24 protein-coding genes are annotated in these 24,402 nt (G+C 60.9%); 5 read left to right on the top strand and 19 right to left on the bottom strand.

What is annotated here, in order from left to right:
* Positions 1-154: 154 nt before the first annotated feature.
* The gene (locus tag QC815_RS04395; RefSeq protein ID WP_309767156.1) at positions 155-1,081 is read left to right on the top strand and encodes a LysR family transcriptional regulator; all 927 of its coding nucleotides are present in this window, start codon (positions 155-157) and stop codon (positions 1,079-1,081) included.
* A gap of 9 nt (positions 1,082-1,090) precedes the next feature.
* Here QC815_RS04395 and QC815_RS04390 read toward each other — a convergent pair whose 3' ends face one another.
* The 7 genes from QC815_RS04390 to phnD form a co-directional block, all read right to left on the bottom strand.
* Positions 1,091-3,202 (bottom strand): methyl-accepting chemotaxis protein, encoded by a 2,112-nt coding sequence (locus QC815_RS04390; RefSeq protein ID WP_309767154.1) that lies wholly within the window; start codon positions 3,200-3,202, stop codon positions 1,091-1,093.
* A gap of 5 nt (positions 3,203-3,207) precedes the next feature.
* Positions 3,208-5,094: a methyl-accepting chemotaxis protein gene (locus QC815_RS04385; protein WP_309767152.1), complete on the bottom strand. Its 1,887-nt coding sequence runs from the start codon at positions 5,092-5,094 to the stop codon at positions 3,208-3,210.
* A 121-nt stretch (positions 5,095-5,215) separates the two neighbouring features.
* Positions 5,216-5,647 (bottom strand): host attachment protein, encoded by a 432-nt coding sequence (locus QC815_RS04380; RefSeq protein ID WP_230445612.1) that lies wholly within the window; start codon positions 5,645-5,647, stop codon positions 5,216-5,218.
* A 92-nt stretch (positions 5,648-5,739) separates the two neighbouring features.
* Complete coding sequence (gene phnE / locus QC815_RS04375; protein WP_230445613.1) at positions 5,740-6,549, bottom strand: phosphonate ABC transporter, permease protein PhnE; 810 nt, start codon at positions 6,547-6,549, stop codon at positions 5,740-5,742.
* Complete coding sequence (gene phnE, locus QC815_RS04370; RefSeq protein ID WP_230445614.1) at positions 6,543-7,355, bottom strand: phosphonate ABC transporter, permease protein PhnE; 813 nt, start codon at positions 7,353-7,355, stop codon at positions 6,543-6,545. The genes phnE (QC815_RS04375) and phnE (QC815_RS04370) overlap by 7 nt, the downstream gene beginning before the upstream one ends.
* Positions 7,342-8,139: a phosphonate ABC transporter ATP-binding protein gene (gene phnC, locus QC815_RS04365; protein WP_085919452.1), complete on the bottom strand. Its 798-nt coding sequence runs from the start codon at positions 8,137-8,139 to the stop codon at positions 7,342-7,344. Before phnC ends, phnE (QC815_RS04370) begins: the two co-directional genes overlap by 14 nt.
* Positions 8,140-8,195: 56 nt before the next feature.
* Positions 8,196-9,188: a phosphate/phosphite/phosphonate ABC transporter substrate-binding protein gene (gene phnD, locus QC815_RS04360; protein ID WP_309767147.1), complete on the bottom strand. Its 993-nt coding sequence runs from the start codon at positions 9,186-9,188 to the stop codon at positions 8,196-8,198.
* A 155-nt stretch (positions 9,189-9,343) separates the two neighbouring features.
* Between phnD and QC815_RS04355 the strand changes: the two genes are divergently transcribed.
* Positions 9,344-9,937 (top strand): histidine phosphatase family protein, encoded by a 594-nt coding sequence (locus tag QC815_RS04355; RefSeq protein WP_230445615.1) that lies wholly within the window; start codon positions 9,344-9,346, stop codon positions 9,935-9,937.
* On the opposite strand, the gene QC815_RS04350 is transcribed toward QC815_RS04355, so the two are convergent.
* The 7 genes from QC815_RS04350 to hemE form a co-directional block, all read right to left on the bottom strand.
* Complete coding sequence (locus QC815_RS04350) at positions 9,934-10,332, bottom strand: RidA family protein (protein ID WP_309767145.1); 399 nt, start codon at positions 10,330-10,332, stop codon at positions 9,934-9,936. The two genes, QC815_RS04355 and QC815_RS04350, sit on opposite strands and share 4 nt — an antisense overlap.
* 111 nt (positions 10,333-10,443) lie before the next feature.
* The gene (locus QC815_RS04345; protein WP_309767143.1) at positions 10,444-11,205 is read right to left on the bottom strand and encodes an amino acid ABC transporter ATP-binding protein; all 762 of its coding nucleotides are present in this window, start codon (positions 11,203-11,205) and stop codon (positions 10,444-10,446) included.
* Between the two features lie 48 nt (positions 11,206-11,253).
* Positions 11,254-12,354, bottom strand: coding sequence for an amino acid ABC transporter permease (locus QC815_RS04340; protein WP_230445617.1), 1,101 nt, complete (start codon positions 12,352-12,354; stop codon positions 11,254-11,256).
* 15 nt (positions 12,355-12,369) lie between these two features.
* Positions 12,370-13,560: an amino acid ABC transporter permease gene (locus QC815_RS04335; protein WP_309767140.1), complete on the bottom strand. Its 1,191-nt coding sequence runs from the start codon at positions 13,558-13,560 to the stop codon at positions 12,370-12,372.
* Positions 13,561-13,648: 88 nt separating this feature from the next.
* Positions 13,649-14,674, bottom strand: a complete 1,026-nt coding sequence (locus QC815_RS04330) for an amino acid ABC transporter substrate-binding protein (protein WP_230445619.1) — start codon at positions 14,672-14,674, stop codon at positions 13,649-13,651.
* Positions 14,675-14,900: 226 nt separating this feature from the next.
* Entirely contained in the window at positions 14,901-15,767 is an 867-nt protein-coding gene (gene speE / locus QC815_RS04325; protein WP_309767137.1) for a polyamine aminopropyltransferase, read from the bottom strand.
* Positions 15,764-16,879, bottom strand: coding sequence for a uroporphyrinogen decarboxylase (gene hemE, locus QC815_RS04320; RefSeq protein WP_230445621.1), 1,116 nt, complete (start codon positions 16,877-16,879; stop codon positions 15,764-15,766). The genes speE and hemE overlap by 4 nt, the downstream gene beginning before the upstream one ends.
* Positions 16,880-17,107: 228 nt before the next feature.
* Here hemE and ribA point away from each other — a divergent pair, with 228 nt between their 5' ends.
* Positions 17,108-17,743: a GTP cyclohydrolase II gene (gene ribA, locus QC815_RS04315; protein ID WP_230445622.1), complete on the top strand. Its 636-nt coding sequence runs from the start codon at positions 17,108-17,110 to the stop codon at positions 17,741-17,743.
* Positions 17,744-17,773: 30 nt separating this feature from the next.
* On the top strand, positions 17,774-18,475 hold the full coding sequence (trhA, locus tag QC815_RS04310) for a PAQR family membrane homeostasis protein TrhA (RefSeq protein WP_230445623.1): 702 nt from the start codon (positions 17,774-17,776) through the stop codon (positions 18,473-18,475).
* Between the two features lie 4 nt (positions 18,476-18,479).
* Here the strand turns inward: trhA and QC815_RS04305 are convergent, their stop codons facing one another.
* From QC815_RS04305 to QC815_RS04285, 5 genes are read right to left on the bottom strand one after another with little or no spacing between them, the layout of a single operon-like run.
* Positions 18,480-18,974 carry a metallophosphoesterase family protein gene (locus QC815_RS04305; protein ID WP_230445624.1) on the bottom strand — a complete coding sequence of 165 codons (495 nt, stop codon included), beginning with the start codon at positions 18,972-18,974 and terminating at the stop codon, positions 18,480-18,482.
* The gene (gene djlA, locus QC815_RS04300; RefSeq protein ID WP_230445625.1) at positions 18,971-19,729 is read right to left on the bottom strand and encodes a co-chaperone DjlA; all 759 of its coding nucleotides are present in this window, start codon (positions 19,727-19,729) and stop codon (positions 18,971-18,973) included. Before djlA ends, QC815_RS04305 begins: the two co-directional genes overlap by 4 nt.
* Positions 19,730-19,759: 30 nt before the next feature.
* The gene (dxs, locus tag QC815_RS04295) at positions 19,760-21,676 is read right to left on the bottom strand and encodes a 1-deoxy-D-xylulose-5-phosphate synthase (RefSeq protein ID WP_230445626.1); all 1,917 of its coding nucleotides are present in this window, start codon (positions 21,674-21,676) and stop codon (positions 19,760-19,762) included.
* A 3-nt stretch (positions 21,677-21,679) separates the two neighbouring features.
* On the bottom strand, positions 21,680-22,573 hold the full coding sequence (gene ispA, locus QC815_RS04290) for a (2E,6E)-farnesyl diphosphate synthase (protein WP_230445627.1): 894 nt from the start codon (positions 22,571-22,573) through the stop codon (positions 21,680-21,682).
* The gene (locus QC815_RS04285) at positions 22,567-22,869 is read right to left on the bottom strand and encodes an exodeoxyribonuclease VII small subunit (protein ID WP_230445628.1); all 303 of its coding nucleotides are present in this window, start codon (positions 22,867-22,869) and stop codon (positions 22,567-22,569) included. Before QC815_RS04285 ends, ispA begins: the two co-directional genes overlap by 7 nt.
* Before the next feature lie 240 nt (positions 22,870-23,109).
* Between QC815_RS04285 and serA the strand changes: the two genes are divergently transcribed.
* Positions 23,110-24,354: a phosphoglycerate dehydrogenase gene (gene serA / locus QC815_RS04280; RefSeq protein ID WP_230445629.1), complete on the top strand. Its 1,245-nt coding sequence runs from the start codon at positions 23,110-23,112 to the stop codon at positions 24,352-24,354.
* Positions 24,355-24,402 lie beyond the last annotated feature (48 nt).

Genomic DNA, 24,402 nt, shown 5'->3' with positions numbered 1-24,402 from the left:
TCCTCCGTCGGGTGACGCCAACTACGCCACAATATGCTTTAAAAGAATAAAAAATATGTATCAAGTTGCCAGCAAGTCTAAGCAAAGGGTGGTATATCTGTTAAGTACATTATATTGATAACAGTTATCTTCAAAATCGATATAGGCGGGCCTCATGCACTATACCCTGCGCCAGTTGGAAGTCTTCGTTGCCGTCGCGCAACACGAAAGCGTGTCCCATGCTGCGCGCGCGCTGGCCATGTCGCAGTCGGCGACCAGCACCGCCCTCGCGGAGCTCGAGCGTCAGTTCGACTGCCAGTTGCTCGACCGCATCGGCAAACGCCTTAAGCTCAATGCGCTGGGCTTTCAACTGCTGCCCAAGGCCGTTGGACTGCTTGACCGCGCCGAGGAAGTCGAGGAACTACTGCGCGGTCAGCAAGGGGTGGGCGCGCTGGACGTCGGGGCCACCCTGACCATCGGCAACTACCTGGCCACGCTTTTGATCAGCGATTTCATGCAGCGCCATCCCGGGAGTCGCGTGCGGCTTGCGGTACGCAATACGCGCCATATCATCGAAGGCGTCCGCCAGCATTCGCTGGATCTGGGGTTGATCGAGGGCCAGTGCGACGACGAAATGGTGATCAGCCAGCCCTGGGTCGAGGATGAGCTGTGCGTGTTCTGCTCACCGCGCCATCCGCTGGCGGGCAAGGCGCACCTGGAACTCGAGCAGCTGCTGCGCGAGGACTGGATCATGCGCGAGGAAGGATCGGGAACGCGGATGACGCTGGAGCACGCCGCGCGTCACCGCCGCAGCCGGTTCAATACGCTGCTTGAGCTGGAGCATACCGAAGGCATCAAGCGGGCCGTGGAGTCGGGGTTGGGGATCGGCTGTGTCTCGCGGCTGGCGCTGCGCGATGCGTTCCGGCGGGGCAGCCTGGTGCCGCTGCCCACGCCGGAACTGGATCTCAAGCGCCAGTTCACCTTTATCTGGCACCGCCACAAGTACCTCACCACCGGGGTGCGCGAGTTCCTGCGGCTGTGTCGGGAGATGACCGCCGGCGCCAAGCGTAGCGACGACATCCCCCTTCCACCGATTCCCTGATGTCCCGTATCAGAACGATGACGTGGTCTTGGACGACGTCAACGTCAGGGGCGCTGGTGGGTGTTCGGACAGTTGGAAACTGCCGATCGTGAACGATAGATGATCGGCCTGCTCTTTTAACTGCTCCGCCGCCGTTGTGGACTCTTCGACCATGGCGGCATTTTCCTGAGTCATGCGGTCAAGGTCGGCAACGGCGATATTCACCTGGTTGATGCCATCGCTCTGCTCGCTGGTGGCCGCATTGATCTCTTCCAGTACGTCGGTCACGCGGGTGATGTGCGCCACGATATCCTGCATGGTGGTACCTGCATTGCGCACGAGTTCGGTGCCGTTGTTAACCTTGCTCTGTGAGTCCTCGATCAGCTTCTGGATATCGTTGGCCGCTTCGCTGCTGCGTCCCGCCAGCTTGCGTACCTCGTCGGCCACCACTGCAAAGCCGCGGCCATGCTCACCCGCCCGGGCTGCTTCCACCGAGGCGTTGAGCGCCAGCAGGTTGGTCTGGAACGCGATGCTGTTCATCAAGGTAACTATGTCGCCGATCTTGTCCGACGCGTGGGTGATGTCTTCCATGGTGGTCACCACATTGGCGACGACCTTGCCCCCTTCGTTGGCCACCTCTGAGGCGGTTTGAGACAGCTTGTTGGCTTCCTTGGCGGAGGCCGCGGTGTGCTGAACCGTACTGGTGATTTCCTCAATCGACGCCGACGTCTGCTGCAGGCTGGCGGCGGCGTTGTCGGTTCGGCGGGAGAGGTCCTGGCCGCCCGTGGCGATCTCGTTGGCCGCATGGTGCACCGCTTCACTGCTGGTGCGCACATCGACCAGTACTTCATGGATCTTGTCCACGAACGCATTGAACTGAATGGCCAGTTCGGCTCCTTCATCGCGGCCGCGCACCGGTAGCCGTTGGGTCAGGTCACCGTCGCCGGAGGCGATATCGCGCATGCGGTCGGCCAGCTGGCGCAGCGGCCGCGAGATGCTGTTGCCCAGCAGCCAGCTGGCCACCAGGCCCAGAAAGGCAATGAACAATCCCATGCCGATCATGCCGAGCGTCGAGGCCTCACGCTGGCCTTCCAGCTGGGTCTGCAGATCGTTCAGGCCGGCAAGGACGGCGCTTTCAGGCAGCCGGAGCATCAGCACCCAGTAGTTACCGCTGTCATCGATCGGGAAGGGCCAATAAAGCTCGGTCATGCCCTGGTCCGTGCTCAGCCGGCGTACCTTTTCGCCTTGCTGCGCCTGAGTGATACCGGCCTGGAGTGACTCACCCAGCACGTCATCAGCGTGCTTGCCGAGCAGGTCAGGCTCGCTGGTGTGCGCAGCCAATGCCCCCTGCGAGGCGATCAGGGCAATTTCACCCGCGCCGTCGTAGAGCGACTGATTGGCCTCTTCCAGCAAGCTCTGAATGAATTCCACCGACAGGTCGACACCGGCGCTGCCGCGGAACTCACCGTCGACCAGAATGGGCGCGTTGAACGACGTAACCAGCAACGTCTCGCCGTTGTAGTCGTAATAGTGAGGGTCGACTACACAGGTACGCTTCGTTTCTTTGGGGCACAGGTAGTATTCCCCACGGCGAATGCCATCGGCATCGCGCTGCTGGTTTTCCATGTCGCTGCCCAGCGCCAGCACCTCGATATCGCCGCTTTCGGTGCGGTACCACCACGGCATGAAGCGACCGTCCGGGCCGTAACCTTGATCCTCGAGGCCGGTATACAGGTCATCGCTATCAAAGGCGTCGGGCTCCCAGCCGATAAAGGCGTCGAGGAGGTCAGGATTATCCACCACGGTCTGACGCACAAGCCGCGAAAGCTCTTCACGGCTCATGGTCATCAACGGCTGCCCCTCGTCGTCTTCCTGGCCCAGCATGGCATTGGTGTTGGCCAGGCTTTGGGCAAGCGTGAGGGCGTGCTCGAGCTCGCCCTTGATTTCTTCGGTCTGGGCCGACGCGGTTGCCGACAGGCGTGCCTCGATATTGCGTTCGAGCAACGCCTTCGTCTGATTTTCAACCAGTGCCTGGGAGCGGGCGTTCGCAATCACCGAGTAGGTGACCAGCGCCGCCACGACCAGCAGGATGCAGCCACCAACAAGGGTGGCGATGAGGGTGCGAACAGATTTAAATGTCATTGTTGTTAATGCTCTCTATGCGCAAGGGTCGCCTGCGACGACGATTGGTTGGAGGCCATGAGGCGGCCATCTTGGGTGCCTGCACCACTCGATAGCTTGAAGCGGCTAATGGCCCCCGTTAGGTGGTCGGCCTGGTCCTTTAGTTGTTCGGCGGCGGTGGTGGATTCCTCCACCATGGCCGCATTTTCCTGGGTCATGCGATCCAGCTCGGCCACCGCAGTGTTTACCTGGCCGATACCGTCGCTCTGCTCGCCGGCGGCTGAGGAAATCTCGCCCAGCACATCGGTCACGCGGGTGATGTGCTTGACGATGTCATCCATGGTTTCGCCGGCGCTTTGCACCAGCGTAGTCCCGTTGGTGACCTTGCCCTGGGAATCCTCGATCAGCTGCTTGATGTCGTTGGCCGCGTCGGTGCTGCGCTGGGCCAGCTTGCGGACTTCTTCGGCCACCACGGCAAAACCACGGCCCTGCTCACCGGCGCGGGCGGCTTCCACCGAGGCGTTGAGCGCCAGCAGATTGGTCTGGAAAGCAATGCTGTCCATCAGCGTGACGATCTCGCCGATCTTGCCTGACGACTCGGCGATGTCGTCCATGGTCGTGGTGACCTGGGACACGACCTCGCCCCCGCGGCCGGCGACGTCCGAGGCCGCCACGGCGAGCTGGTTGGCTTCCTGGGCGGAGGAAGAGGTGTGCTCGACCGTGCTGGTGATTTCCTCCATGGACGCGGAGGTCTGTTGCAGGCTAGACGCGGTGTTCTCGGTGCGGCGCGACAGGTCCTGGCCGCCGTTGGCAATTTCGGTGGCGGCGTTATGCACCGCTTCACTGCTTGAGCGAACGTCCAGCAGTACCTCGTCCATAGTGGCGACGAAGCGGTTGAAAGCGGCGGCGATCTGGGTGATCTCGTCGTTGCCTTCTTCTGGGAGGCGCTGGGTCAAGTCGCCCTCGCCGGACGCGATGTCATTCATGGCGTTGCGGGCCACCAGCAGTCGGCGCAGCAGCCACTTGAGCAGCAGGCTGAGCACAATGGCGGTAATCCCGGCCACGATCAGCAGCGTGATGAGCGAGGTACTGGCGACCCCGCGCAGCCCCGCCGTTGCCTCGCGCTCATCCATCGCCACGACGAGCTGCCAGCCGCTGTTGCCGGCGATGGTACGGCCCTGAAGAAGCGCGTCACGGCCATTCAGCGCCAGCGCCAAGGGCTGGTCACTGGTCGCGATGCGCTGCAGATACTCGGTATCCAGCTGTTCGCTGAGCGCGGTGGAGGGCTCCAGCGTCAGATCGGCATCGGGGTGGGCTACCAGGGTGCCGTCGTCGGTGGTCAGGAAGGCAAAGCTTGACGGGGTGGGGGCGATGCTGGCGACGATCTCGATGACGTCGTCAATGCCGATATCGGCGCCGACGACTGCGGCAAGCTCCCCGTTCTGGTAGTAAGGCCGCGCAAAGGTGACGATCAGGCCGCCGCTTTGCGCGTCCACGTAGGGGGCGGTGATGATCGTTTCTTCAGCCGCAACCGCGTCCTGATACCAGGGCCGCTGGCGCGGGTCGTAATCGCTCGGCGGGTTCCAGCCATCCGAAAAGACCGCGTTGGATGACTCCGGAACGGCCAGGTACGCCGACATGAAGTCGCCGGAGTTTTCCAGCTGGCGCAGCGCGGCCAGCGGGGCATCGCTGTCAACTGCGTCTTCCATGCTGGCCAGCATGGTATAGCGGGCGTTGAACCATTCGTTAATGGCCTGGGTATTGCCGTTGGTGACCGCATTCAGATTGCGGGTAACCTGCTCGGCGTTGTGGTGTTTGACGGTGATATAGCTGGCAATGCCATTGGCGACCAGGGCAAGAATAATGGCCGCTAACGTGGCAAGTAACAATTTGGCGCGTAGGGATGAAAACATGGATTGCTCTCGAGGCTGGATGCGTGTCAGGGCGCGGGGAACGCCCTGTCATGAGGTCGCATAAGTTATCGGCGAGAGCAGTCGTTTCTTTAGGTAAGTTAGCGACGTATTGTCGCGGCGGTTAGCGCAGGTCGCTCACTGCGGCGGTAATGGTAGCCAGGGAGCTTTTACTGTGATCCTTGGCAAGCGTATGGATGATCAGCTTCTGGGTTGGCGCATCCATCTTTTCGCGCAGCAGGCCAAGAAATTTAGGCGGTGCGACGAGAATCAGCTTTTCCATGAGATGTTCCACCCGGGCGGTGTATAACCGCTGAACCACCTGTTTGGCGAAGAGCTCGTTTTCATGCTTCGAGGCGGTTTCCTCGTCACCGGAACTGCGCGCGCTGGTCGAGCTGGATTCGTGCACGTCGGCCCCAGGACGGTCGGTGACCAGGTCACCCTCGTGGAGACGTCCTTCGGCGTGTATCAAGCTGTCATGCTCGCTGAGCGTCAGCGCATCGCGGGTAAAAATGCGCGCGCGAGCGGCATCGGCGACAACAATGTAGGTGGTCATCGTGGCGCATCCTCCTTGTCGTTAGTGGTCACTTAACCATGGCAAGCGTTTGGCGGTTGGTCAAACGCCTGCCCGGCTTTACACCATGCGCGTCACAGTACCCGGCTACGCAGCAGGCTGGTGATTGCCTCGCCGATCAGTACCAGCACGATAATGGCGATCAGGATAGTGGCCACGGTGGGCCAGGCGAAGGTGTCGATTGCCCCTTGAAGGATGACCCCGATGCCGCCGGCGCCGACCAGCCCGAGAACCGTCGACTCGCGGATATTGATGTCCCAGCGCAGGATCACGATGGCAAAAAACGCTGGCATGACCTGGGGCACGACCGCGTAGGCAATGACCTTGGCCTTCGAAGCGCCGGTGGCTTCCATGGCTTCCACCGGGCGCCGGTCGATTTCCTCGATCGCTTCGCCCATCAGCTTGCCGATAAAGCCGATGGAACGAAACACGATCGCCAGAATGCCGGCGAGTACCCCGGGACCGAAAATTGCCACGAACAGCAGCGCCCAGATAATGGTGTTCACCGAGCGGCTGGAGACCAGAATAAAGCGCCCAAGCCACAGGCAGGCCCGGTTCGGAGTCGTGTTCTGGGCAGCAATATAGGCCACCGGCAGGGCGAGAAAAATCGTCAGGAAAGTGGCCAGGGTGGCAATATGCACGGTCTCTATCAGGGCGCCAATGATGTTGTCCAAGCCTTCGCCACTGGGCGGCCACATACGGGCGCCAAGCCCGGATATCTGATTGGGCGCGTCCCACACCCAGGGCCAGAAGATATCAATATCGCGCACTGCCCAGAAAACCACCATTACGGTCGCGAGGAGCACGGCGAAACGGATAAGGCGCTGCCTGGGGTTGTGACGCTGCCAGACGCGGTCGGCAAGTTGTTGAGCGTGATCTACCATATTTTTTTCCTTACCCAGCCGCTGATGCCTTCACTGATCAGAATGACCGCGATGATGACGAGTAGAATCGCAAACGCGAAATCGTAATCGTAGCGTCCAAAGGCGTTCATCAGTGTGCTGCCAATGCCGCCCGCGCCGACAATCCCGACCACTGCGGAGGCACGCAGGTTGCTGTCGAGCTGGTACATGGAAAGCCCCACCTGGCGCGGCAGTATCTGCGGGAAGACCGCATAGAACAGAATGGCCCCGTAGCCTGCACCTGCTGCCTTCATGGCTTCGACCTGGCCCCAGTCAATTTCTTCGATCTCTTCGGCGAGGAGCTTGCCCACAAAACCGATCGAATAGAGGATAAGCGTCAAAATCCCTGCGAGAGGACCAAAACCGACGGCGGCGACAAATAGAATCGCCACGATGACCGGATGGAAGCTGCGCGAGATGATGATCACCGCCCGGCCAATGATATATATCGGCATCGGTGCAATGTTGCGCGCGGCCATGACGGCAAACGGAATCGACAGCAAAACGCCCAGCAGCGTCGCCATGATGGCGATTTGAAAGCTTTCCTTGAAGCCTGTGATCAGCAACTCATAGCGCTCAAGACTGGGTGGGAAACCACCGCCGAAAATACGCCCTGCGCGGGGAAGGCCTTCTGCAATCCGCTCCCAGTTGAACGGCAGTGAGCCAAAGGCCCAGACCAAGTAGACGACGCCGACGAGGATCAAGCCGTAGCGCAGCAAGGGGTTGGCAATAAATGGTGGTTTTTTCCAGGTGCGTGGCGTTGATGCCTGGGCGTCAGGCGGAGTCATGAGCGTGTTCCTCCGCGGGTGTATCGGTGATCGCATCGTCCGGCGCGTCTATGCCGCCGTAGATGGCATCCAGAGCGTCTTTGTTGAAGTCCGCAGGCAAGCCATCAAAGATCATCTTGCCGTGGCGTAAGCCCACGATGCGCTCGGTATAGGTCTTTGCCTGGGCGACGTTGTGAATATTAATCAGCACCGGCAACGACAGCTCGCTTGCCAGGCTTTGCAGCAGAACCATGATCTGCTCTGACGTACGCGGGTCGAGTGAGGCAGTGGGCTCATCGGCGAGCAGCACGTCAGGTTCTTGCATCAAGGCGCGAACGACGCCGACCCGCTGGCGTTCGCCGCCGGAAAGCTCGTCGGCGCGCTTGTTGGCATAGTGGGCAATGCCCACGCGCTCCATCAGTACAAAGGCACGCTCGATATCGGACTGAGGATAGCGGCGTGAAATCGCCTGGTAGAGGTTCACATAGCCCAAGCGCCCGGCCAGCACGTTTTCCATCACGGTCAACCGGTCCAGCAGGTTAAAACCCTGAAATACCATGCCAATCTTGCGTCGCGCGCGACGTAGCTCCGCCCCTCTCAGGTGCACAAGCTCGTTGCCGTTGAGCTTGATGGAGCCGGATGTCGGCTCGACCAGGCGGTTGATACACCTCAGCATGGTGCTTTTACCCGCCCCCGAAGCGCCTACGATAGAAACGACGCTGTTTCCCTCTACCTTGAGATCAAGCCCTTTCAGCACGGCTTCGTCGTGGCCATAACGTTTGACCAGATTGGTAATTTCCAGCATGTGTTCGCGTCCATCGTCGAGAAATAACCGCACCGCCAATGGCGGTGCGTAACGTTTTACTCTTCCAGGTTTTCCGGCGTATAGCTCACGCCATTAGCGGACTGGATGGTACGAATCACCTGCCAGTTATCTTTGTAATTGATAGGGATGAATTTCTCGACGCCTTCAAACTCTTCGCCTAGTTCGGTGCCCGCAAAATCAAAACTGAAGAAGGCCTCCTCGATTTTGTCGACCAGATCCGGGTGCAGGTTGTGCGCGTAGTTGTACGAGGTAGTGGGGAAGCTGTCGGACTCGTAGATCAGGCGAACATCTTCTTCATCATAAAGACCCCGTGCGGCCATGCGCTCGACGACTTCCGATGCCACCGGGGCGGCGTCATAGTCTTGAGCGACAACGCCGAGCATGGACTGGTCGTGGCTGCCGGAGTAGATCACTTCATAATCTTCACCAGGGGTGATGCCAAATTCGGGTAGCAACGCGCGGGGGGCCTGGTTACCCGAGTTGGAGGTCGGCGAGGTATGGGCGACGCGCTTGCCCTTGAGGTCTTCCACTTCATGGATATCGGAGTCGGCATGGGTGAACAGCTGCAGGGTATAGCCGAATCGGCCGTCGTCGGAGCCCATCAAGGCAAATGGTACTGCACCGGCGAGATTCACGGCAAAGGGCGTGGGGCCGGTGGAGAAACCGGCAATATGCAGCCGTCCGCTGCGCATGGCTTCGACCTGAGCGGCGTTTGACTGCACGGCGAAGAAGCGCACATCGCGTTCGGTAACCTCCTCAAGGTGGTCGATAAAGGGCTGCCAGATATCCGAATAAATGGCCGGATCTTCGACCGGGGTGTAGGCGAAGATCAGCGTATCGGGGTTGGCCCATTCCGATTCATCGCTTGGCCGGTCAGCCACCATATCCCCATCGGCGTCACAGTAGATATCCGCCAGGTCGCCACGCTCACATTCAGCGTAGGCTTGGGTGGATAGCAGTGCGAGCGGCAATAGCGATACAGCGGTGAGCATTGCAAGCGGGCGCTTGCGAAAGAGCGGCGTTGTCATAATAAGCCTCGTTGTGTGTTGTTTTTGTGTTATCGCTTCCCTTCGCTGGGATTTTCTACTCAGAAAGCGGGAAATGTTTCATAAGTGGACATTTGATGCGAAGGATGATTATTTTCGAAAGTAGACACTTTCAATCTAGGGTTTGTGACAAACTTATGTCAAATACTTTACAGGCGCCTTACGACCATTGGCGCAATCGCTATTTGCTAATACGCCACGGCCATAGCCAGGCGAATCAACAGGGGGTGATTGTCAGCTCGCCCGAACACGGTGTGACGAACTTCGGGCTTTCCGAGCAGGGTGAGCACCAACTTGCCCAACGGGTGGCTGACTGGCAGTGGCCGATACCCACTCGCGTGGTGCACTCGGACTTTTTGCGCACGTCGCAAACGGCTGCCCACATTGCTGACGCGTTTGGACTCACACCAAGCGTGGAGACGCGCTTAAGAGAGCGCTATTTTGGCGAGTTGGAGGGGCAGAGCGACGAACGTTATCCCAGTATATGGGTATTGGATGCCCAGGACGCCGAGCATCAGCACCTTCAGGTGGAGGCGGTGAGCGCGGTGGCAAAGCGCATGCGAGCGGTGATAGACGACTGGGAGCAAACGGCCAGCGGGGAAACCATCGTTCTGGTCAGTCATGGCGATCCGCTGCAGATCCTGCTCACGGCGCTTGCTGGAAAACCGCTTGGCCAGCACCGTGAACAGGCAGCGCTATTGCCTGCCAGTATTACGTTGATAGGGCCCTAAGGGTTGCCTTCAGACGGTGGGATCCAGGCAATCATGTCGACTTCCACGTCGGCACCACCGGCCAGGCCCGTGACGCCAATGCAGGTACGAGTGGGCAGTGGCTGGGGGAAGTAGCTGGCATACACTTCGTTCACCTCAGCGAAGTGGCCCATGTTGGTAATAAACACCCGCGACTGCACCACGTGCTCGAAGCTGCTGCCGACTTCTTCCAGCACGATCGCCAGGTTCTGCATGACGCGGTGGGTCTGCTCGGTGAAGGTACCCAGCAACATCTCATTGGTTTCCGGTACCGTGGGCATCTGTCCGGTGATAAACACCAGGTCGCCTACCCGGCAGGCGTGGGAAAATGGCGCGATGGGCTGGGGCGCGCGGTCGATAAACAGCTTTTCGATCATGTTGTTGTCCTTTTTAAATTGTTTGTCATAGCGGCTTTTAAATAAGATGGGCCTCGAACGAGGCCCATGGGTTTCACTTGTCCACAGCCGGCCTTGACGCCGGGTTGTGGATCAATGGCCGAGAATCTGGCTCAAGAACAGCTGGGTACGCTCGGACTGGGGGTTATTGAAGAACGGCTCAGGCGCGTTCTCTTCAATGATCTGTCCCTGGTCCATGAAAATCACCCGGTCAGCGACGGTTTTCGCAAAGCCCATCTCGTGGGTCACGCAAATCATGGTCATGCCTTCCTCGGCGAGCTCCACCATGACGTCCAGCACCTCCTTGATCATCTCGGGGTCGAGCGCTGACGTGGGCTCGTCAAACAGCATGACGTCCGGGTGCATGCACAGCGAGCGGGCGATGGCCACGCGCTGCTGCTGGCCGCCCGACAGCTGTCCGGGGTACTTGGTGGCCTGCTCGGCAATGCGCACCCGCTCCAGATACTGCATGGCCAGTTCTTCCGCTTCTTTGCGCGGCTTTTTCTGCACCCACATCGGCGCGATGCAGCAGTTTTCCAGCACCGACAAGTGCGGAAACAGGTTGAAGTGCTGAAATACCATGCCGACGCTGCGGCGAATCTGTTCGATCCGCTTGACGTCCTGGGTCAGCGGGACGCCGCCCACCACAATATCCCCTTTCTGATGCGCCTCAAGATGATTGATGCAGCGAATAAGCGTCGACTTGCCCGAACCGGAGGGCCCGCACACCACAATGCGCTCGCCGCGTTTGACCTCAAGGTAGATATCTCGCAGTACGTGGAAATCGCCGAACCATTTGTTGACGTTGCGCATCTCGACCATCAGGTCGGAGGCGTTGGTGGCTGCTTGTGTCATGTTGAAACCCTACTCAAAACCTGGATGTTAAAACGCATAAAAGCGACGTTATTGCTTATGGCCGGTGTTCAGCTTGCGCTCGAGGTACTGGCTGTAGCGCGACATGCTGAAACAGAAGATCCAGAAGACGAACGCGGCAAACACATAGCCTTCTAGCGAGAAACCCAGCCAACGCGAGTCGGAAAGCGCCGCTTGCACGATGCCCAACAGATCAAACAGCCCGATGATCATCACCAGGGTGGTGTCCTTGAACAGGGAAATGAACGTATTGACGATGCCGGGGATCATCATCTTCAGCGCCTGGGGCATGATGATCAGCCCCATGCGCTTCCAATACGTCATGCCCAGGGCCGCGGCGGCTTCATCCTGGCCTTTGGGGATGGCCTGCAAGCCGCCGCGAATGACCTCCGCCATGTAGGCACTCTGGAACAGCGTCAGGCCGATCAGGGCGCGTATCAGACGGTCAATGCTGATTTCCGAGGGTAGAAACAGCGGCAGCATCACCGAGGCCATGAACAGGATGGTGATGAGCGGCACGCCGCGCCAGAACTCGATGAAAATCACGCAGAAGGTTCTGACGATGGGCATGGTGGAGCGTCGCCCAAGCGCCAGGACGATGCCGATGGGCAGCGCGCCGATCATCCCGACGCTGGCCAGCAGCAGCGTCAGCATCAAGCCACCCCAGCGGTGGGTGGGTACGCGCGGCAGCTCGAAGTAGCCGCCGTGCAACAGCACATAGGCGATGACCGGGAACGCCAACAGGGCAAACACCGCCATCCAGCGCTTGAACGGCAGACGCGGGATTACCATCCAGGCAATGATGCCGGCGAACATGGCGAACACGATGTTGGCCCGCCAATACTCTTCGCTTGGGTAGAGGCCATAAATGAACTGGGAAAAGCGGGCGTTGACGAATACCCAGCAAGCGCCCACCCGAGAGCAGTCCTCACGGCTATTGCCTATCCAGTCGGCGTTGATGAAGGCCCATTGAATGGTCGGCACCAGGAGCAGATAGAGCACGTACAGCCCCAGTAGCGTGAACAGGCTGTTGATCGGGCCGTTGAACAGGTTGCCGCGTAGCCAGGCGATGGGGCCGATGGTGCCTTTAGGCGCCGGTTGCTCGGGAATCATGTCTTTGTTGTGAATCATAAGGTCGGCTCCGGCCTAGCGTTCGACCAGCGCAACGCGAGCGTTGAACCAGTTCATGAACATGGACACCAGCAAGCTGATGATCAGATAAACCGCCATGGTCATGGCAATCACCTCGATGGCCTGACCGGTCTGATTGAGCGTGGTACCGGCAAACACCGAGACCAGGTCGGGGTAGCCAATGGCGGTGGCCAGGGAAGAGTTCTTGATCAGGTTGAGATACTGGCTGGTAAGCGGCGGAATGATTACGCGCATGGCCTGGGGAATCACGACCAGACGCAGCACCAGCTTGCGCGGCAGGCTCAGCGCCTGGGCGGCTTCCGTTTGCCCATGAGGAATGGCCTGAATGCCCGAGCGGACGATTTCGGCAATGAACGACGCGGTGTAGATGGACAGCGCCAGCCACAGGGCTAGAAACTCGGGGATGATGGTGATGCCACCGCCAAAGTTGAAGCCGCGCAGTACCGGCATTTCCCAGGTCACCGGTACACCCGTGACGACGAGCACCAGTAGTGGAAGACCCAAAATAATCACCAGGGACATCCAGAAAACCGGCAGGCGTTTGCCGGTGGCTTCATGGCGACGTTTATTCCAGACAATCAGCGCGATACTGGCAACGACCGCCACCACAAAAGTGGCAGGAATCAGTCCGAAGCCTGACTCGAACAGCGGCTGGGGCAGGTAGAGCCCGCGCACATTGAGAAAGATGGCCTCGCCGAACGCCATGCTTTCCCGGGCGCTGGGCAGTGCCCGCAGTACCGCGAAGTACCAGAAGAAAATCTGCAACAGCAGCGGAATATTACGGAAGGTTTCGATGTAGGCATTGGCTAGCCTGGCAATCAGCCAGTTGGGCGATAGCCGCGCGATGCCAACAATAAAACCGATAATCGAGGCGGCCAATACCCCCAAACCACCGACCAACAGCGTGTTGAGCAAGCCAATCACGAAGGTGCGGCCGTAGGTGCTTTGCGAGGAGTACTCGATCAAGGTCTGGCCAATACCGAAGCCGGCTGTGTTGTTCAGAAAGCCAAAGCCAGTGGTGATACCACGAGCCTCCAGGTTGGCTTGGGTATTGCCGATGATATAGATCAGGAACGCCGCGACAACGGCGACGAGAATGATCTGGAAAATAAGCGCGCGCTTAGCGCGATCTCGCCAGAACGGCGGCTTTTGGCCGGCGGGGCGAGTGACGGGGCGTACGGACATGGGTGGCGTCTCCGCTGTACGGAAGGTCAATCAAGTGGCCCGCCGGTGCCCAGGAAAAGGGGCGGCGGGCCGGGGTCAAGCGAGACGCTTAGCGAATCGGGGGGGCGTACTGGAAGCCACCTTCGTTCCACAGGGCGTTGACACCGCGCTCGATTTCCAGCGGGGAATCCATGCCCACGTTACGGTCAAAGCTTTGGCCGTAGTTACCAACCTGGCTGATGATGTTGTAAGCCCAGTCGGCTTCCAGGCCCATTCCTTCGCCGTAGTTGCCGTCCTCACCCAGCAAACGTGCGATGTTGGGATCTTCGGATGCCAGCATATCGTCAACGTTATCACTGGTGACGCCGTATTCTTCCGCGTTGATCATCGCGAACAGCGACCACTTCACGATGTTGAACCAGGTGTCATCGCCCTGGCGAACAACGGGGCCGAGCGGCTCCTTGGAGATAACGTCGGAAAGGATCATCGACGCCTCAGGATCGTCCAACTGGATGCGCAGGGCGGCCAGTTGAGAGGTGTCAGACGTCAGCACGTCACAGCGGCCGGCCTGGTAGCCACCCACGGTCTGCTCGGAGGTATCAAATACGATAGGGTTGAATTCCATGTCGTTAGCACGGAAGTAGTCGGCCAGGTTCAGCTCGGTGGTGGTGCCGGACTGGATACAGATAGAGGCACCGTTCAGCTCGTCAGCACCGGTAATGCCCAGGTCACGGGACACCATGAAGCCCTGGCCGTCGTAGAAGGTCACGCCGGTGAAGTTCAGGCCCAGGGTGGTATCGCGGGTGGTGGTCCAGGTGGTGTTACGCGACAGCACGTCGACTTCGCCTGACTGAAGCGCCGTGAAACGCTCGACGGCGTTCAGTGAGATGTAGTTAACGGCGTCTGCGTCGCCGAGCACCGCAGCGGCCACCGCGCGGCAGACATCAACGTCAATCCCCTGCCAGTTGCCATCGTCGTCCGGCGCGGAGAAGCCCGGTAGACCGTCACTCACGCCGCACTGGACGGCGCCGCGCTCCATGGTGTCTTCCAGGGTATCGGCCTGGGCGGTGGACATGCCTACAAGCGTCAGGGAGCCGGCCGAAGCCAGCAGCGCCAGGTGTTTTTTATTGAACATTTATGTCCCCTCGAATCAATTGGAATCGTTATACATGCCGAAGCATGCCATCTAACCTAGCAAGGAAGATGCCAACAGGGGTACTGGCGGGAATTCAGCGCTTTTCAACGCTAGTCAACGACATTGAGACGAACGTCTAGGTGCAAAAAACACGGCTCTCGACTTTGCCTGCACCGTTGTGGCGCAGGCAAAGCGGGCGGCCATCTAAAACGGACGTTTGGCGGGGTTACTCGGCCGCGAACGCCTTACGCATGAAAGGGGGAAGCACTAGTGCGCCGCGGTGAGCGTCAACGCTGTAGTACTCGAGCGGCATGGCGTGATTGGCGGCTGCCTGCTCGCGAAACGCGTTAACATCGGTAGCCTTGCCGGCCAGGGTGACGCTCCACCAGCCAGACGGATACACCGGCTGGGGGAAAGGCAGCGTGGCGACGCTGTCAAAGCCCGCTTTCTGCATGTCACGGCGTAGCTCGCGAATGATCGTGCCGCTGTGATAAAGCGGTGATTCGCTTTGCTGGACCATGACGCCGCCGGGTTTCAGGACGCGGTGGCAGCGCTTCAAGAAGTCGGTCTTGAACAGCCCTTCGGCGGGGCCCACCGGGTCGGTGGAATCGATGATCAGCACGTCGATGCTCTCATCACCGGCATCGTCGACCCATTTGACGCCGTCGGCGAACAGCAACTCGGCGCGCGGGTCGTCATTCGAGGCGACTAACGACGGGAAAAAGCGTTCCGAGGCCTTGGTGACTTCTTCGTCGATGTCGATCTGGGTGACGTGCTCAACCCCAGGGTGGCGCAGCACTTCCTTGAGGGTGCCGCAGTCGCCGCCGCCGATAATGACAACGCGTTTGGGATCCTGATGGGTGAACAGCGCCGGGTGGGCAATCATCTCGTGATACAGAAAATTGTCCCGGTCGGTCAGCATCACGCAGCCGTCCAGCACCATCAGGTTGCCGTAGGTCTCGGTGGCGTAGACTTCCAGGTGCTGGTAAGGGCTTTGCACATCGTGCAGCTTTTCCGAAACTTTCAGCGCGAAAGCGCTGCCGTGGCTGTCGAATACCTCGGTAAACCACTGGTCGGCGTGATATTCGCTCATGACGATGCTCCTGGACACGCAGCGTTCGATTGAGTGGCAATGCCCTGGTGATACTGCGGGCTCAGGTCGTGCAGCGCCTCCATGAAGGCGGTAACGTGATCGGGGTCGGTAAACTGGCTGATGCCGTGGCCCAGGTTAAACACGTGGCCGGGCCCGTGGCCGTAGCTTTCCAGCACGCGGGCCACTTCGGCGCGAATGGCGGAGGGGCGGGCAAACAGCACGTTGGGGTCCAGGTTGCCCTGCAGCGCGACCTTGTGGCCGACCCGGGCGCGGGCGTCGGAAAGCTCGGTGGACCAGTCGATCCCCAGGGCATCGGCACCGGCGCAGGCGCTGTGTTCGAGCCACTGGCCGCCGTTCTTGGTGAACAGGATGACCGGCACGCGGCGCCCGTCGTGCTCGCGGATCAGCCCGGCAACAATCTGCTCCATGTAGCGCAGCGAGAATTCCAGGTACGCCGGGGTGGTCAGTGCGCCGCCCCAGGTATCAAAAATCTGCACCGCCTGGGCGCCCGCGCGAATCTGCGCGTTGAGGTAGTCGGTCACCGCGTGCGCCAGGGTGTCCAGCAGCTGGTGCATGGCGTCCGGCGTATCGTAGAGCATGGTCTTCAGGTGACGGAAATCCTTGCTGGAACTGCCCTCGACCATGTAAGTGGCCAGCGTCCAGGGGCTCCCCGAGAAGCCGATCAGCGGCATGCGGCCGTTCAGCTCGCGCCGAATGGTGGACACCGCGCGCATCACGTAATCCAGGTCGCGCTCGGCGTCGGGGACGCTCAGCGCGGCGACTTCTTCCGGCGTGCGCACGGTCTTTCTGAATTTGGGGCCTTCGCCGGTTTCGAAATAAAGCCCCAGCCCCATAGCGTCGGGGATGGTCAAAATATCCGAAAACAGAATGGCGGCATCCAGCGGATAGCGCTCAAGCGGCTGAAGCGTCACCTCACAGGCCAGGTCATGGTTGCGGCACAGATCCATGAAACTGCCGGCGTCGGCCCGGCAGGCACGGTATTCCGGCAGGTAGCGGCCGGCCTGGCGCATCATCCACACCGGAGTGCGGTCAACGGGCTTTCGAGCCAGCGCGCGAAGAAAACGATCGTTTTGCAAAGGTGTGGGAGTCATAGACACTTGCTCTTGAGAAATTTGCCCGCATTGTAGAGGAGCTATTGTACTTGAAGATAGGCCGCCGGGCGGGCGCAAACGTTGGCAAAAATCGTCGCACCCTGACAAGTTTCTCGACGTTTCCCCGTTAACCTAATCGTGAGCTGGTCTTCGCTTCCTGCTAAACTAGCTGCCCACTTTGCCAACACTGGTGTGATTAACTGGTTTGGTTAATCAGCGAGGTAACCTGTGACCATACGCTTCATTGCCGCTTCCCGGCTGCCCACGCCCTGGGCCACGTTCACCATGCATGGTTTCGAAGACGAAGCCACGGGCAAGGATCATATCGCCTTGACGTTGGGCGATGTGACCGGCGATGAACCGGTACTCGGGCGCGTGCACTCGGAGTGCCTGACGGGCGATTCGCTGTTTTCGATGCGCTGCGATTGCGGCTATCAGCTCCAGGAAGCGCTGAAACGAATCGCTGAAGAAGGCCGCGGTGTGCTGCTATACTTAAGGCAGGAAGGTCGCGGGATTGGTCTTTTGAATAAAATCCGTGCCTACCATCTGCAGGATCAGGGCGCCGATACGGTCGAGGCGAACGAGCAGTTGGGTTTTGGTGCTGACATGCGCCGCTATGACCTATGCGTGCCGATGCTCGATCATCTGGGCGTCAGCGCGCTCAAGCTGATGACCAACAACCCGCGCAAAGTCGATGCCCTGACCCGCGACGGCGTCAACGTGGTTGAGCGCCTATCGATTACCACCGGCCTGAACCCCCACAACGAGCAGTATCTTTCCACCAAGGCGGGCAAGCTGGGGCACATGATGGCCCTGGACGACTTTACCCAGGCCAGCGACGTGGATATTGAGCGCAAGGGGTAATGGCAAGCGGGCCACACAGGAGTGCCCAGTATGCAAACCCTAGGTGATGCGCCGCATCAACCGACTCGACCAGAGCCACCGGGCGAATTCAGCGTTGTCGAAGAGTATCTGCACAGTATTACCCATGGGGTCGGCGCCGTACTCAGTCTGGTCGGTATGGTGGTCATGCTGGTGGTGGCGAGCTTGGCCGCTCACGTCGACCCCTGGAAAATCGTCAGTCTGAGCCTCTACGGCACCACGCTTGTCCTGCTTTACACGGCCTCGACCCTTTATCATAGCGTCCCGCACCATCCCTGGAAGCAGCGCTTTCAGCTGCTCGACCACTGTGCGATTTACCTGCTGATTGCCGGTACTTACACGCCTTTCCTGCTGGTCAATATGCGCGGAGCCACCGGTTGGATACTGTTTGCCGTGGTGTGGTCGCTGGCGTTGGGCGGCATTGCCTGCAAACTGCTGTGGCCGCAGCGCCTGGCGGTGCTGCGCGTGGTGATCTACCTGCTGATGGGCTGGATGATCGTGCTGGCCTCGGATGAAATGGCGGCCAATCTCTCTACCACAGGGATCGTGCTGCTGGCTGTGGGCGGCGTCGTCTATACGCTGGGGGTGATTTTCTATGCCGTGAGCGCCATTCCCTTCAATCACGCGATCTGGCACCTGTTCGTGATTGGCGGCAGCGCCTGCCACTACGCGGCGGTCTACCAGGCCGTGCTGCCGCATTCGACGGCTACCTAGCGCCTTATAGCGGCAGATGAATAATCGCACCGCGCACGCTATCCGGCTCGATCCATAACTTGCCGAGGGTGATCGGCAGCTTGAAACGCCGCTTGCCGGCGGCACCGGGGTTGAACAGCAGCCTGTCATCCAGACGCTCGTTGCGCGGCTGGTGGGAATGTCCGTGCAGCGTCACATCGCAAGGCGTCGCCGGATCAGCATCCTCCAGGCGATGCACCAGGTGCAGGCGCTGGTCGTTAACCAGAATAGTCTGGTGCATCGGTAGATGGGACGCCCAGGCGGCCGTGTCGATATTGCCGCGCACGCAGTGAACCGAGGCGAGGGTTTCCAGGCGCTCCAGAATGATGCTGTCTTCCTCTTTGCTGCCCACATCGCCCAGGTGCAAGATCAGTTCGCAGTCTTCAAGCAGTGCAAGCGCTTCGTCGCGCAGCAGCCCGTGAGTGTCGGCAATCACGCCGACCGGGGAAGCAAGGCGATAGTGCATTGTGGAAGGGGTCATTCCCGCGACTTTTGGATACGCTCGTAGGCGTTGCTGATCTCGCTGGTGCGCGCCTGGGCGACTTCGCGCATGCTCTCGGGCAGCCCCTTGCCGGCCAGCTTGTCCGGATGGTTCTGGCTCATCAGGCGGCGATAGGCCTTCTTGACGTCGGCGTCGCTGGCGTCTTCCGAAACGCCCAGCACCCGGTAGGCGTCTTTCAGGGCTTCTTCGCTGGCGCCCTGGGAGTTGGCGGCGGCACCGTGCAGCATGGCTTCGATCTGCTGCACTTCGGCGTCGCTGCAGCCCACGCCGCGGGCCACGCGCAGGATCATCGCGTGCTCGGCGTCGTGAAGCACGCCGTCAGCGGCGATCGCCGACAGCTGCACCTGGAGAAACACCTGGCGCATTACCGGCTGGTGCCGGGTCAGGCGGTTGACGCTGGCAAGCTCCGCGTCCAGATCAAAGTCGTCGGCGCGGCCGCGTTCAAACGCGGCCCGTGCCCGGGCGCGCTGTTCCCCCTGCAGGCGCATCTGGTCGAAGAGTTTTTCGGCCACGCCCAGTTCGCCGTCGGTAACTTGGCCGTCGGCCTGGCACAGGCAGCCCATCACCGAGAAAATCGAATCCAGAAAGCCTTCCTGGATGCGCATCCGCGCCACATTCAGACGCCGCTTGATGCGTCGTCCCAGCCACCAGCCCAGGCCGCCGCCTATCAGCAGGCCCAAGGGGCCGCCCACGGCCAGGCCGATCAGCGCAAATACAATAATCAGAAATAACATGGCAGTCTCTAACGTTGATAAATAGAAGGATTACGGCAGCCGGGCACGAATCGCGCGTTCGATGCCGTCGGCATCCAGGCCGCAGTCATGCAGCAGCTCGGCAGGCGTGCCGTGTTCCACAAAGGCGTCCGGCAGCCCGAGGTTGAGCACTTCGACCTGGACGCCTTCGACGTGCAGAAGTTCATTGACGGCGCTGCCCGCCCCGCCGGCGATGACGTTTTCCTCCAGCGTGACCAGCAGTTCGTGCTCGTCGGCGGCGTGAAGGATGGCGTCACGGTCCAGCGGTTTGATGGAGCGCATATTGATGTGCGTGGCGTCGAGCCTGTCGGCCACCTCGGCGGCGGCACTGTTCACGCTGCCAAAGGCGAGGAGCGCGATGCTGGCACCTTCGCCGGTCGCTTTGCGGCGCACCTCGGCCTGGCCAATGGGTAGCGCGTCCAGGTGCTCGGGAATCGCCACGCCAGGCCCGGTGCCGCGCGGATAGCGCACGGCGGCGGGGCCAGGGTGGTGATAGGCGGCGCTGAGCATGGCCCGGCATTCCGCTTCGTCGGCCGGGGCGAGAATCACCATGCCGGGCACGCAGCGCAGGAATGACAGGTCCATGCTGCCGTGGTGGGTGGGGCCGTCTTCGCCCACCAGGCCGGCGCGGTCGATGGCAAAGGTCACGTCGAGGTGCTGTACCGCGACGTCATGAATCAGCTGGTCGTAGCCGCGCTGCAAAAAGGTGGAGTAAATCGCCACCACCGGCTTCATGCTTTCGCATGCCATGCCCGCCGCGAGCGTTACCGCGTGCTGCTCGGCAATCGCCACGTCAAAGTAGCGCTCGGGGTATTCCCTGGAGAAGCGGATCAGGTCGGAGCCTTCGCGCATCGCCGGGGTAATGCCCATCAGCCGGTCATCTGCGGCAGCCATGTCGCACAGCCAATCGCCGAACACGTTGCAGTACTTTTTCTTCGGCGCGGTTTTGACGATGGGCTTCTTGCCTGCGTCGGTGCCGGCGCTGGGTTTTTCCAGCTTGGTAATCGCGTGGTAGCCGATCTGGTCGGCTTCGGCGGGGAGGAAGCCCTTACCCTTGACGGTCTTGATGTGCAGAAACTGCGGGCCGTCCAGGTCGCGCAGGTTCTCGAGCGTTTCGGTAAGCGTCTCGAGGTCGTGACCGTCGATGGGGCCGACGTAGTGAAAGCCCATCTCTTCAAACAGCGTGGCGGGGCTGACCATGCCTTTCATGTGCTCTTCGGTGCGCCGCGCCAGCTCAAGCGCCCCGGGCAGGTGGGACAGCACCTTCTTGCCCTCTTCGCGCATCTTGAGATAGGGCTTGCTGGACAGTACCCGAGCCAGGTAGGTGGCCATGCCGCCGACGTTTTCGGAGATCGACATTTCGTTGTCGTTGAGGATCACCAGCATGTTGGCGTCCACATGCCCAGCATGGGCAAGGGCTTCAAAGGCCATGCCCGCGCTGAGCGCACCGTCGCCGATGATCGCGCATACCCGGCGGTTTTCGCCCTGGGCGCGCGCGGCAAGCGCCATGCCCAGCGCCGCGGAAATCGAGGTGCTGGAATGGCCGACGCCAAAGGTATCGTAGCCGGACTCGGCGCGGCGCGGGAAGGCGGCAAGCCCGCCGTGCTGGCGAATGCTCAGCATGGCGTCACGGCGGCCGGTCAGGATCTTGTGCGGATAGGCTTGATGGCCCACGTCCCACACCAGGCGGTCGTCGGGGGTGTGGAACGCATGGTGCAGCGCCACGCTCAGCTCGACCACGCCGAGGCCCGCGCCAAAGTGACCGCCGGAGACCCCGACGCTGTAAAGCAGGTAGGCACGGAGTTCATCGGCCAGTTGGGCCAACTGCCTGGCGTTCATGGCCCGCAGAGCGGCGGGATGATCAAAGGAGTCGAGCAGCGGCGTCGCCGGACGCTCGCGGGGAATCTCGTCGAACAGCTTCATGGGCATTGTCTAGTAGTCGCGCTCGATCATGTAGTGGGCAAGGTCGGCCAACGGCTGCGCGTTCGTGCCCAGCGGGGCAAGCGCGGCGATGGCCTCGTCAATTAGCGTCTGGGCTTTGTGTTGTGCGCCCTCAAGCCCCAGTAAACCGGGGTAGGTGGGCTTGGCCCGGGCGGCATCGGCGCCGGATGTTTTACCCAGCGTGGCGGTGTCACCCGTCACGTCGAGCACATCGTCGTGAATCTGGAAGGCTAGCCCAATGGCGCGCGCGTAGCGAATCAGCGCCTGCAAACGCGGATCGTGTTCGTCAACGGCGATCAGGCCGCCCAGCCGCACCGCGGCGACGATCAGCGCGCCGGTCTTGTGGGCGTGCATGTGCGCGAGAGCTTCCACATTGGGGTGGCCGCCCACGGCCGCCAGATCCAGCGCCTGGCCGGCGACCATGCCATCGCGGCCGGCGGCACTGGCCAGGGTGGTAACCAGGCCGCCCAGCCGGGGGTGCCCGGTGCTTGCCAACACTTCGAAGGCCAGGGCCTGAAGAGCATCACCGGCGAGGATCGCGGTGGCTTCATCGAACGCCTTGTGGACGGTGGGCTGGCCGCGGCGCAGGTCGTCATCGTCCATGGCGGGCAGATCGTCGTGAATCAGCGAATAGGCGTGAATCAGTTCGATGGCGGCGGCGGGGGCGTCCAGTTCGTCGTCGCCGGCGCCCAGGGCGCGGCCGGACAGGTAGACCAGCAAGGGGCGCAGACGCTTGCCGCCGACCAGCAGGCCGTGGCGCATGGCCGCCTCGAGACGCGGCTCAGTGGCTGGGCGCGCATCGAAGAGCGCGCCCAGGGTGGCGTCAACCCGGGTATTGCTTGTGTCACGTAACCTGGCCAGCCCAGCGGCGGGGGGCGCTACCATGGCGGCGTCTCCTTGTTGCTGTCATCCGCGTCGTCGGGGGTGTCGTCCGTGGACGCGTCGGGGCCTGCAAAGGGGGTAACGTTCAGCCGGCCGTCGTTATCTTCGCTCAGGGCGCGCACCTTGAGTTCGGCGCTGTCCAGGCGCTGCTGGGCGTCGCGGGTCAGGCGGACGCCTTGCTCGAAGGCCGTCAGCGCATCTTCCAATGAGAGTTCGCCGGACTCAAGGCGTTCCACGATGGTTTCGAGCTGTTCGACCGTGGCGGCAAAATCTTGGGGTGCGGGTGTGGTGTCACTCATTGGGCAATGCCTGTCGTCAAAGCGTGTCGTCTAGGAGCAGGCCACAGTATACACCGAGGGCGGGGGGTGGCGTCTGCCCTCCTGGCGTTGGCAAGCCGCCGACTTGTGTCGCGTTCATCTTGACAACGCAGACTTTTCATCATGCGGGCGCGGCGATAGCGCGGGCGAATGTGCTACCATAGCGGCCTTTCTTGAACCGTTACACGGCGCCAGCCGCCGACCATAGAGGTTGATTCAGCCATGGCCAAAACGTCCCTGGACAAGAGCAAGATCAAGATCCTGCTACTCGAGGGCGTCCACCAGAGCGCGGTGGACAATTTTCAGAACGCAGGGTACGAGAACATCGAGCACCTGCCGACATCGCTCGAGGAAGAAGCGCTGATCGAGAAGATCCGCGACGCGCACTTCATCGGCATTCGTTCCCGCACTCAGCTGACCGAGCGCGTGTTCGAGGCGGCGGAAAAGCTGGTGGGCGTTGGCTGTTTCTGTATCGGCACTAATCAGGTCGACCTCAATGCGGCCCTCAAGCGCGGCATTGCGGTATTCAATGCGCCTTACTCGAATACCCGCTCGGTGGCGGAGCTGGTGCTGGCCGAAGCCATCATGCTGCTGCGCGGTATTCCCGAGAAAAATGCCCGCGCCCATCAGGGCGGCTGGCTGAAATCAGCCAAGAATTCCCACGAGGCACGGGGCAAGACCCTGGGGATCGTCGGTTACGGCAGCATCGGCGCGCAGCTGTCGGTACTCGCCGAGTCGCTGGGCTTCAACGTCATTTACTACGATGTGATCACCAAGCTGGGCATGGGCAACGCCAACCAGGTGGCCAGCCTCGAAGAGCTGCTGGGTCGCTCTGACGTCGTCAGCCTCCACGTCCCCGACCTGGCGTCCACCCGCTGGATGGTCGGTGAAAAGGAAATCGCCGCCATGAAGCCGGGGGCGATCTTGATCAACGCCTCGCGGGGCAGCGTGGTGGAAATCGAGCCGCTGGCCAAGGCGATCAAGGCGGGCAAGCTCAATGGCGCGGCGATCGACGTCTTCCCCGTCGAGCCCAAGGGCAACGAGGAAACGTTCGAAAGCCCGCTGCGCGGCCTGGAAAACGTCATCCTGACGCCGCATATCGGGGGGTCGACCCTGGAGGCCCAGGAAAATATCGGCATCGAAGTGTCCGAAAAGCTGATCACCTATTCGGACAACGGCACCACGGTGACCTCGGTCAACTTCCCCGAAGTCGCGCTGCCGTCGCACCCGGACAAGCATCGCTTGCTGCACATTCACGACAACGTGCCCGGCGTGCTGTCGCAGATCAACCGCGTGCTGTCCGAGAACGAGATCAACATCTCGGGCCAGTACCTGCAGACCAACGATAAAGTCGGCTATGTGGTGATCGACGTGGATAAGGCCTATGGACCCCAGGCGCTTGAGGCGTTGAAGCAGGTAGACCACACGCTGAAGATTCGCGTGCTGTATTCGGCGCAGAATAGTTAATCGGCTGGTAATAAATAAGATCCGAACAACCCTTCGCGGGGGCGCTGT

It is taken from the genome of Vreelandella gomseomensis (assembly GCF_031451645.1).
GTDB classification, from domain to species: Bacteria; Pseudomonadota; Gammaproteobacteria; order Pseudomonadales; family Halomonadaceae; genus Vreelandella; species Vreelandella gomseomensis.
This window is presented reverse-complemented; position numbering and strand designations above follow the sequence as displayed.

What these genes read in the sequence shown, in the direction of transcription:
- QC815_RS04395 (WP_309767156.1), top strand. Translation starts at nt 155, where the DNA reads ATGCACTATACCCTGCGCCAGTTGGAAGTCTTCGTTGCCGTCGCGCAA.
- QC815_RS04390 (WP_309767154.1), bottom strand. Translation starts at nt 3,202, where the DNA reads ATGACATTTAAATCTGTTCGCACCCTCATCGCCACCCTTGTTGGTGGC.
- QC815_RS04385 (WP_309767152.1), bottom strand. Translation starts at nt 5,094, where the DNA reads ATGTTTTCATCCCTACGCGCCAAATTGTTACTTGCCACGTTAGCGGCC.
- QC815_RS04380 (WP_230445612.1), bottom strand. Translation starts at nt 5,647, where the DNA reads ATGACCACCTACATTGTTGTCGCCGATGCCGCTCGCGCGCGCATTTTT.
- phnE (WP_230445613.1), bottom strand. Translation starts at nt 6,549, where the DNA reads ATGGTAGATCACGCTCAACAACTTGCCGACCGCGTCTGGCAGCGTCAC.
- phnE (WP_230445614.1), bottom strand. Translation starts at nt 7,355, where the DNA reads ATGACTCCGCCTGACGCCCAGGCATCAACGCCACGCACCTGGAAAAAA.
- phnC (WP_085919452.1), bottom strand. Translation starts at nt 8,139, where the DNA reads ATGCTGGAAATTACCAATCTGGTCAAACGTTATGGCCACGACGAAGCC.
- phnD (WP_309767147.1), bottom strand. Translation starts at nt 9,188, where the DNA reads ATGACAACGCCGCTCTTTCGCAAGCGCCCGCTTGCAATGCTCACCGCT.
- QC815_RS04355 (WP_230445615.1), top strand. Translation starts at nt 9,344, where the DNA reads ATGTCAAATACTTTACAGGCGCCTTACGACCATTGGCGCAATCGCTAT.
- QC815_RS04350 (WP_309767145.1), bottom strand. Translation starts at nt 10,332, where the DNA reads ATGATCGAAAAGCTGTTTATCGACCGCGCGCCCCAGCCCATCGCGCCA.
- QC815_RS04345 (WP_309767143.1), bottom strand. Translation starts at nt 11,205, where the DNA reads ATGACACAAGCAGCCACCAACGCCTCCGACCTGATGGTCGAGATGCGC.
- QC815_RS04340 (WP_230445617.1), bottom strand. Translation starts at nt 12,354, where the DNA reads ATGATTCACAACAAAGACATGATTCCCGAGCAACCGGCGCCTAAAGGC.
- QC815_RS04335 (WP_309767140.1), bottom strand. Translation starts at nt 13,560, where the DNA reads ATGTCCGTACGCCCCGTCACTCGCCCCGCCGGCCAAAAGCCGCCGTTC.
- QC815_RS04330 (WP_230445619.1), bottom strand. Translation starts at nt 14,674, where the DNA reads ATGTTCAATAAAAAACACCTGGCGCTGCTGGCTTCGGCCGGCTCCCTG.
- speE (WP_309767137.1), bottom strand. Translation starts at nt 15,767, where the DNA reads ATGAGCGAATATCACGCCGACCAGTGGTTTACCGAGGTATTCGACAGC.
- hemE (WP_230445621.1), bottom strand. Translation starts at nt 16,879, where the DNA reads ATGACTCCCACACCTTTGCAAAACGATCGTTTTCTTCGCGCGCTGGCT.
- trhA (WP_230445623.1), top strand. Translation starts at nt 17,774, where the DNA reads ATGCAAACCCTAGGTGATGCGCCGCATCAACCGACTCGACCAGAGCCA.
- QC815_RS04305 (WP_230445624.1), bottom strand. Translation starts at nt 18,974, where the DNA reads ATGACCCCTTCCACAATGCACTATCGCCTTGCTTCCCCGGTCGGCGTG.
- djlA (WP_230445625.1), bottom strand. Translation starts at nt 19,729, where the DNA reads ATGTTATTTCTGATTATTGTATTTGCGCTGATCGGCCTGGCCGTGGGC.
- dxs (WP_230445626.1), bottom strand. Translation starts at nt 21,676, where the DNA reads ATGCCCATGAAGCTGTTCGACGAGATTCCCCGCGAGCGTCCGGCGACG.
- ispA (WP_230445627.1), bottom strand. Translation starts at nt 22,573, where the DNA reads ATGGTAGCGCCCCCCGCCGCTGGGCTGGCCAGGTTACGTGACACAAGC.
- QC815_RS04285 (WP_230445628.1), bottom strand. Translation starts at nt 22,869, where the DNA reads ATGAGTGACACCACACCCGCACCCCAAGATTTTGCCGCCACGGTCGAA.
- serA (WP_230445629.1), top strand. Translation starts at nt 23,110, where the DNA reads ATGGCCAAAACGTCCCTGGACAAGAGCAAGATCAAGATCCTGCTACTC.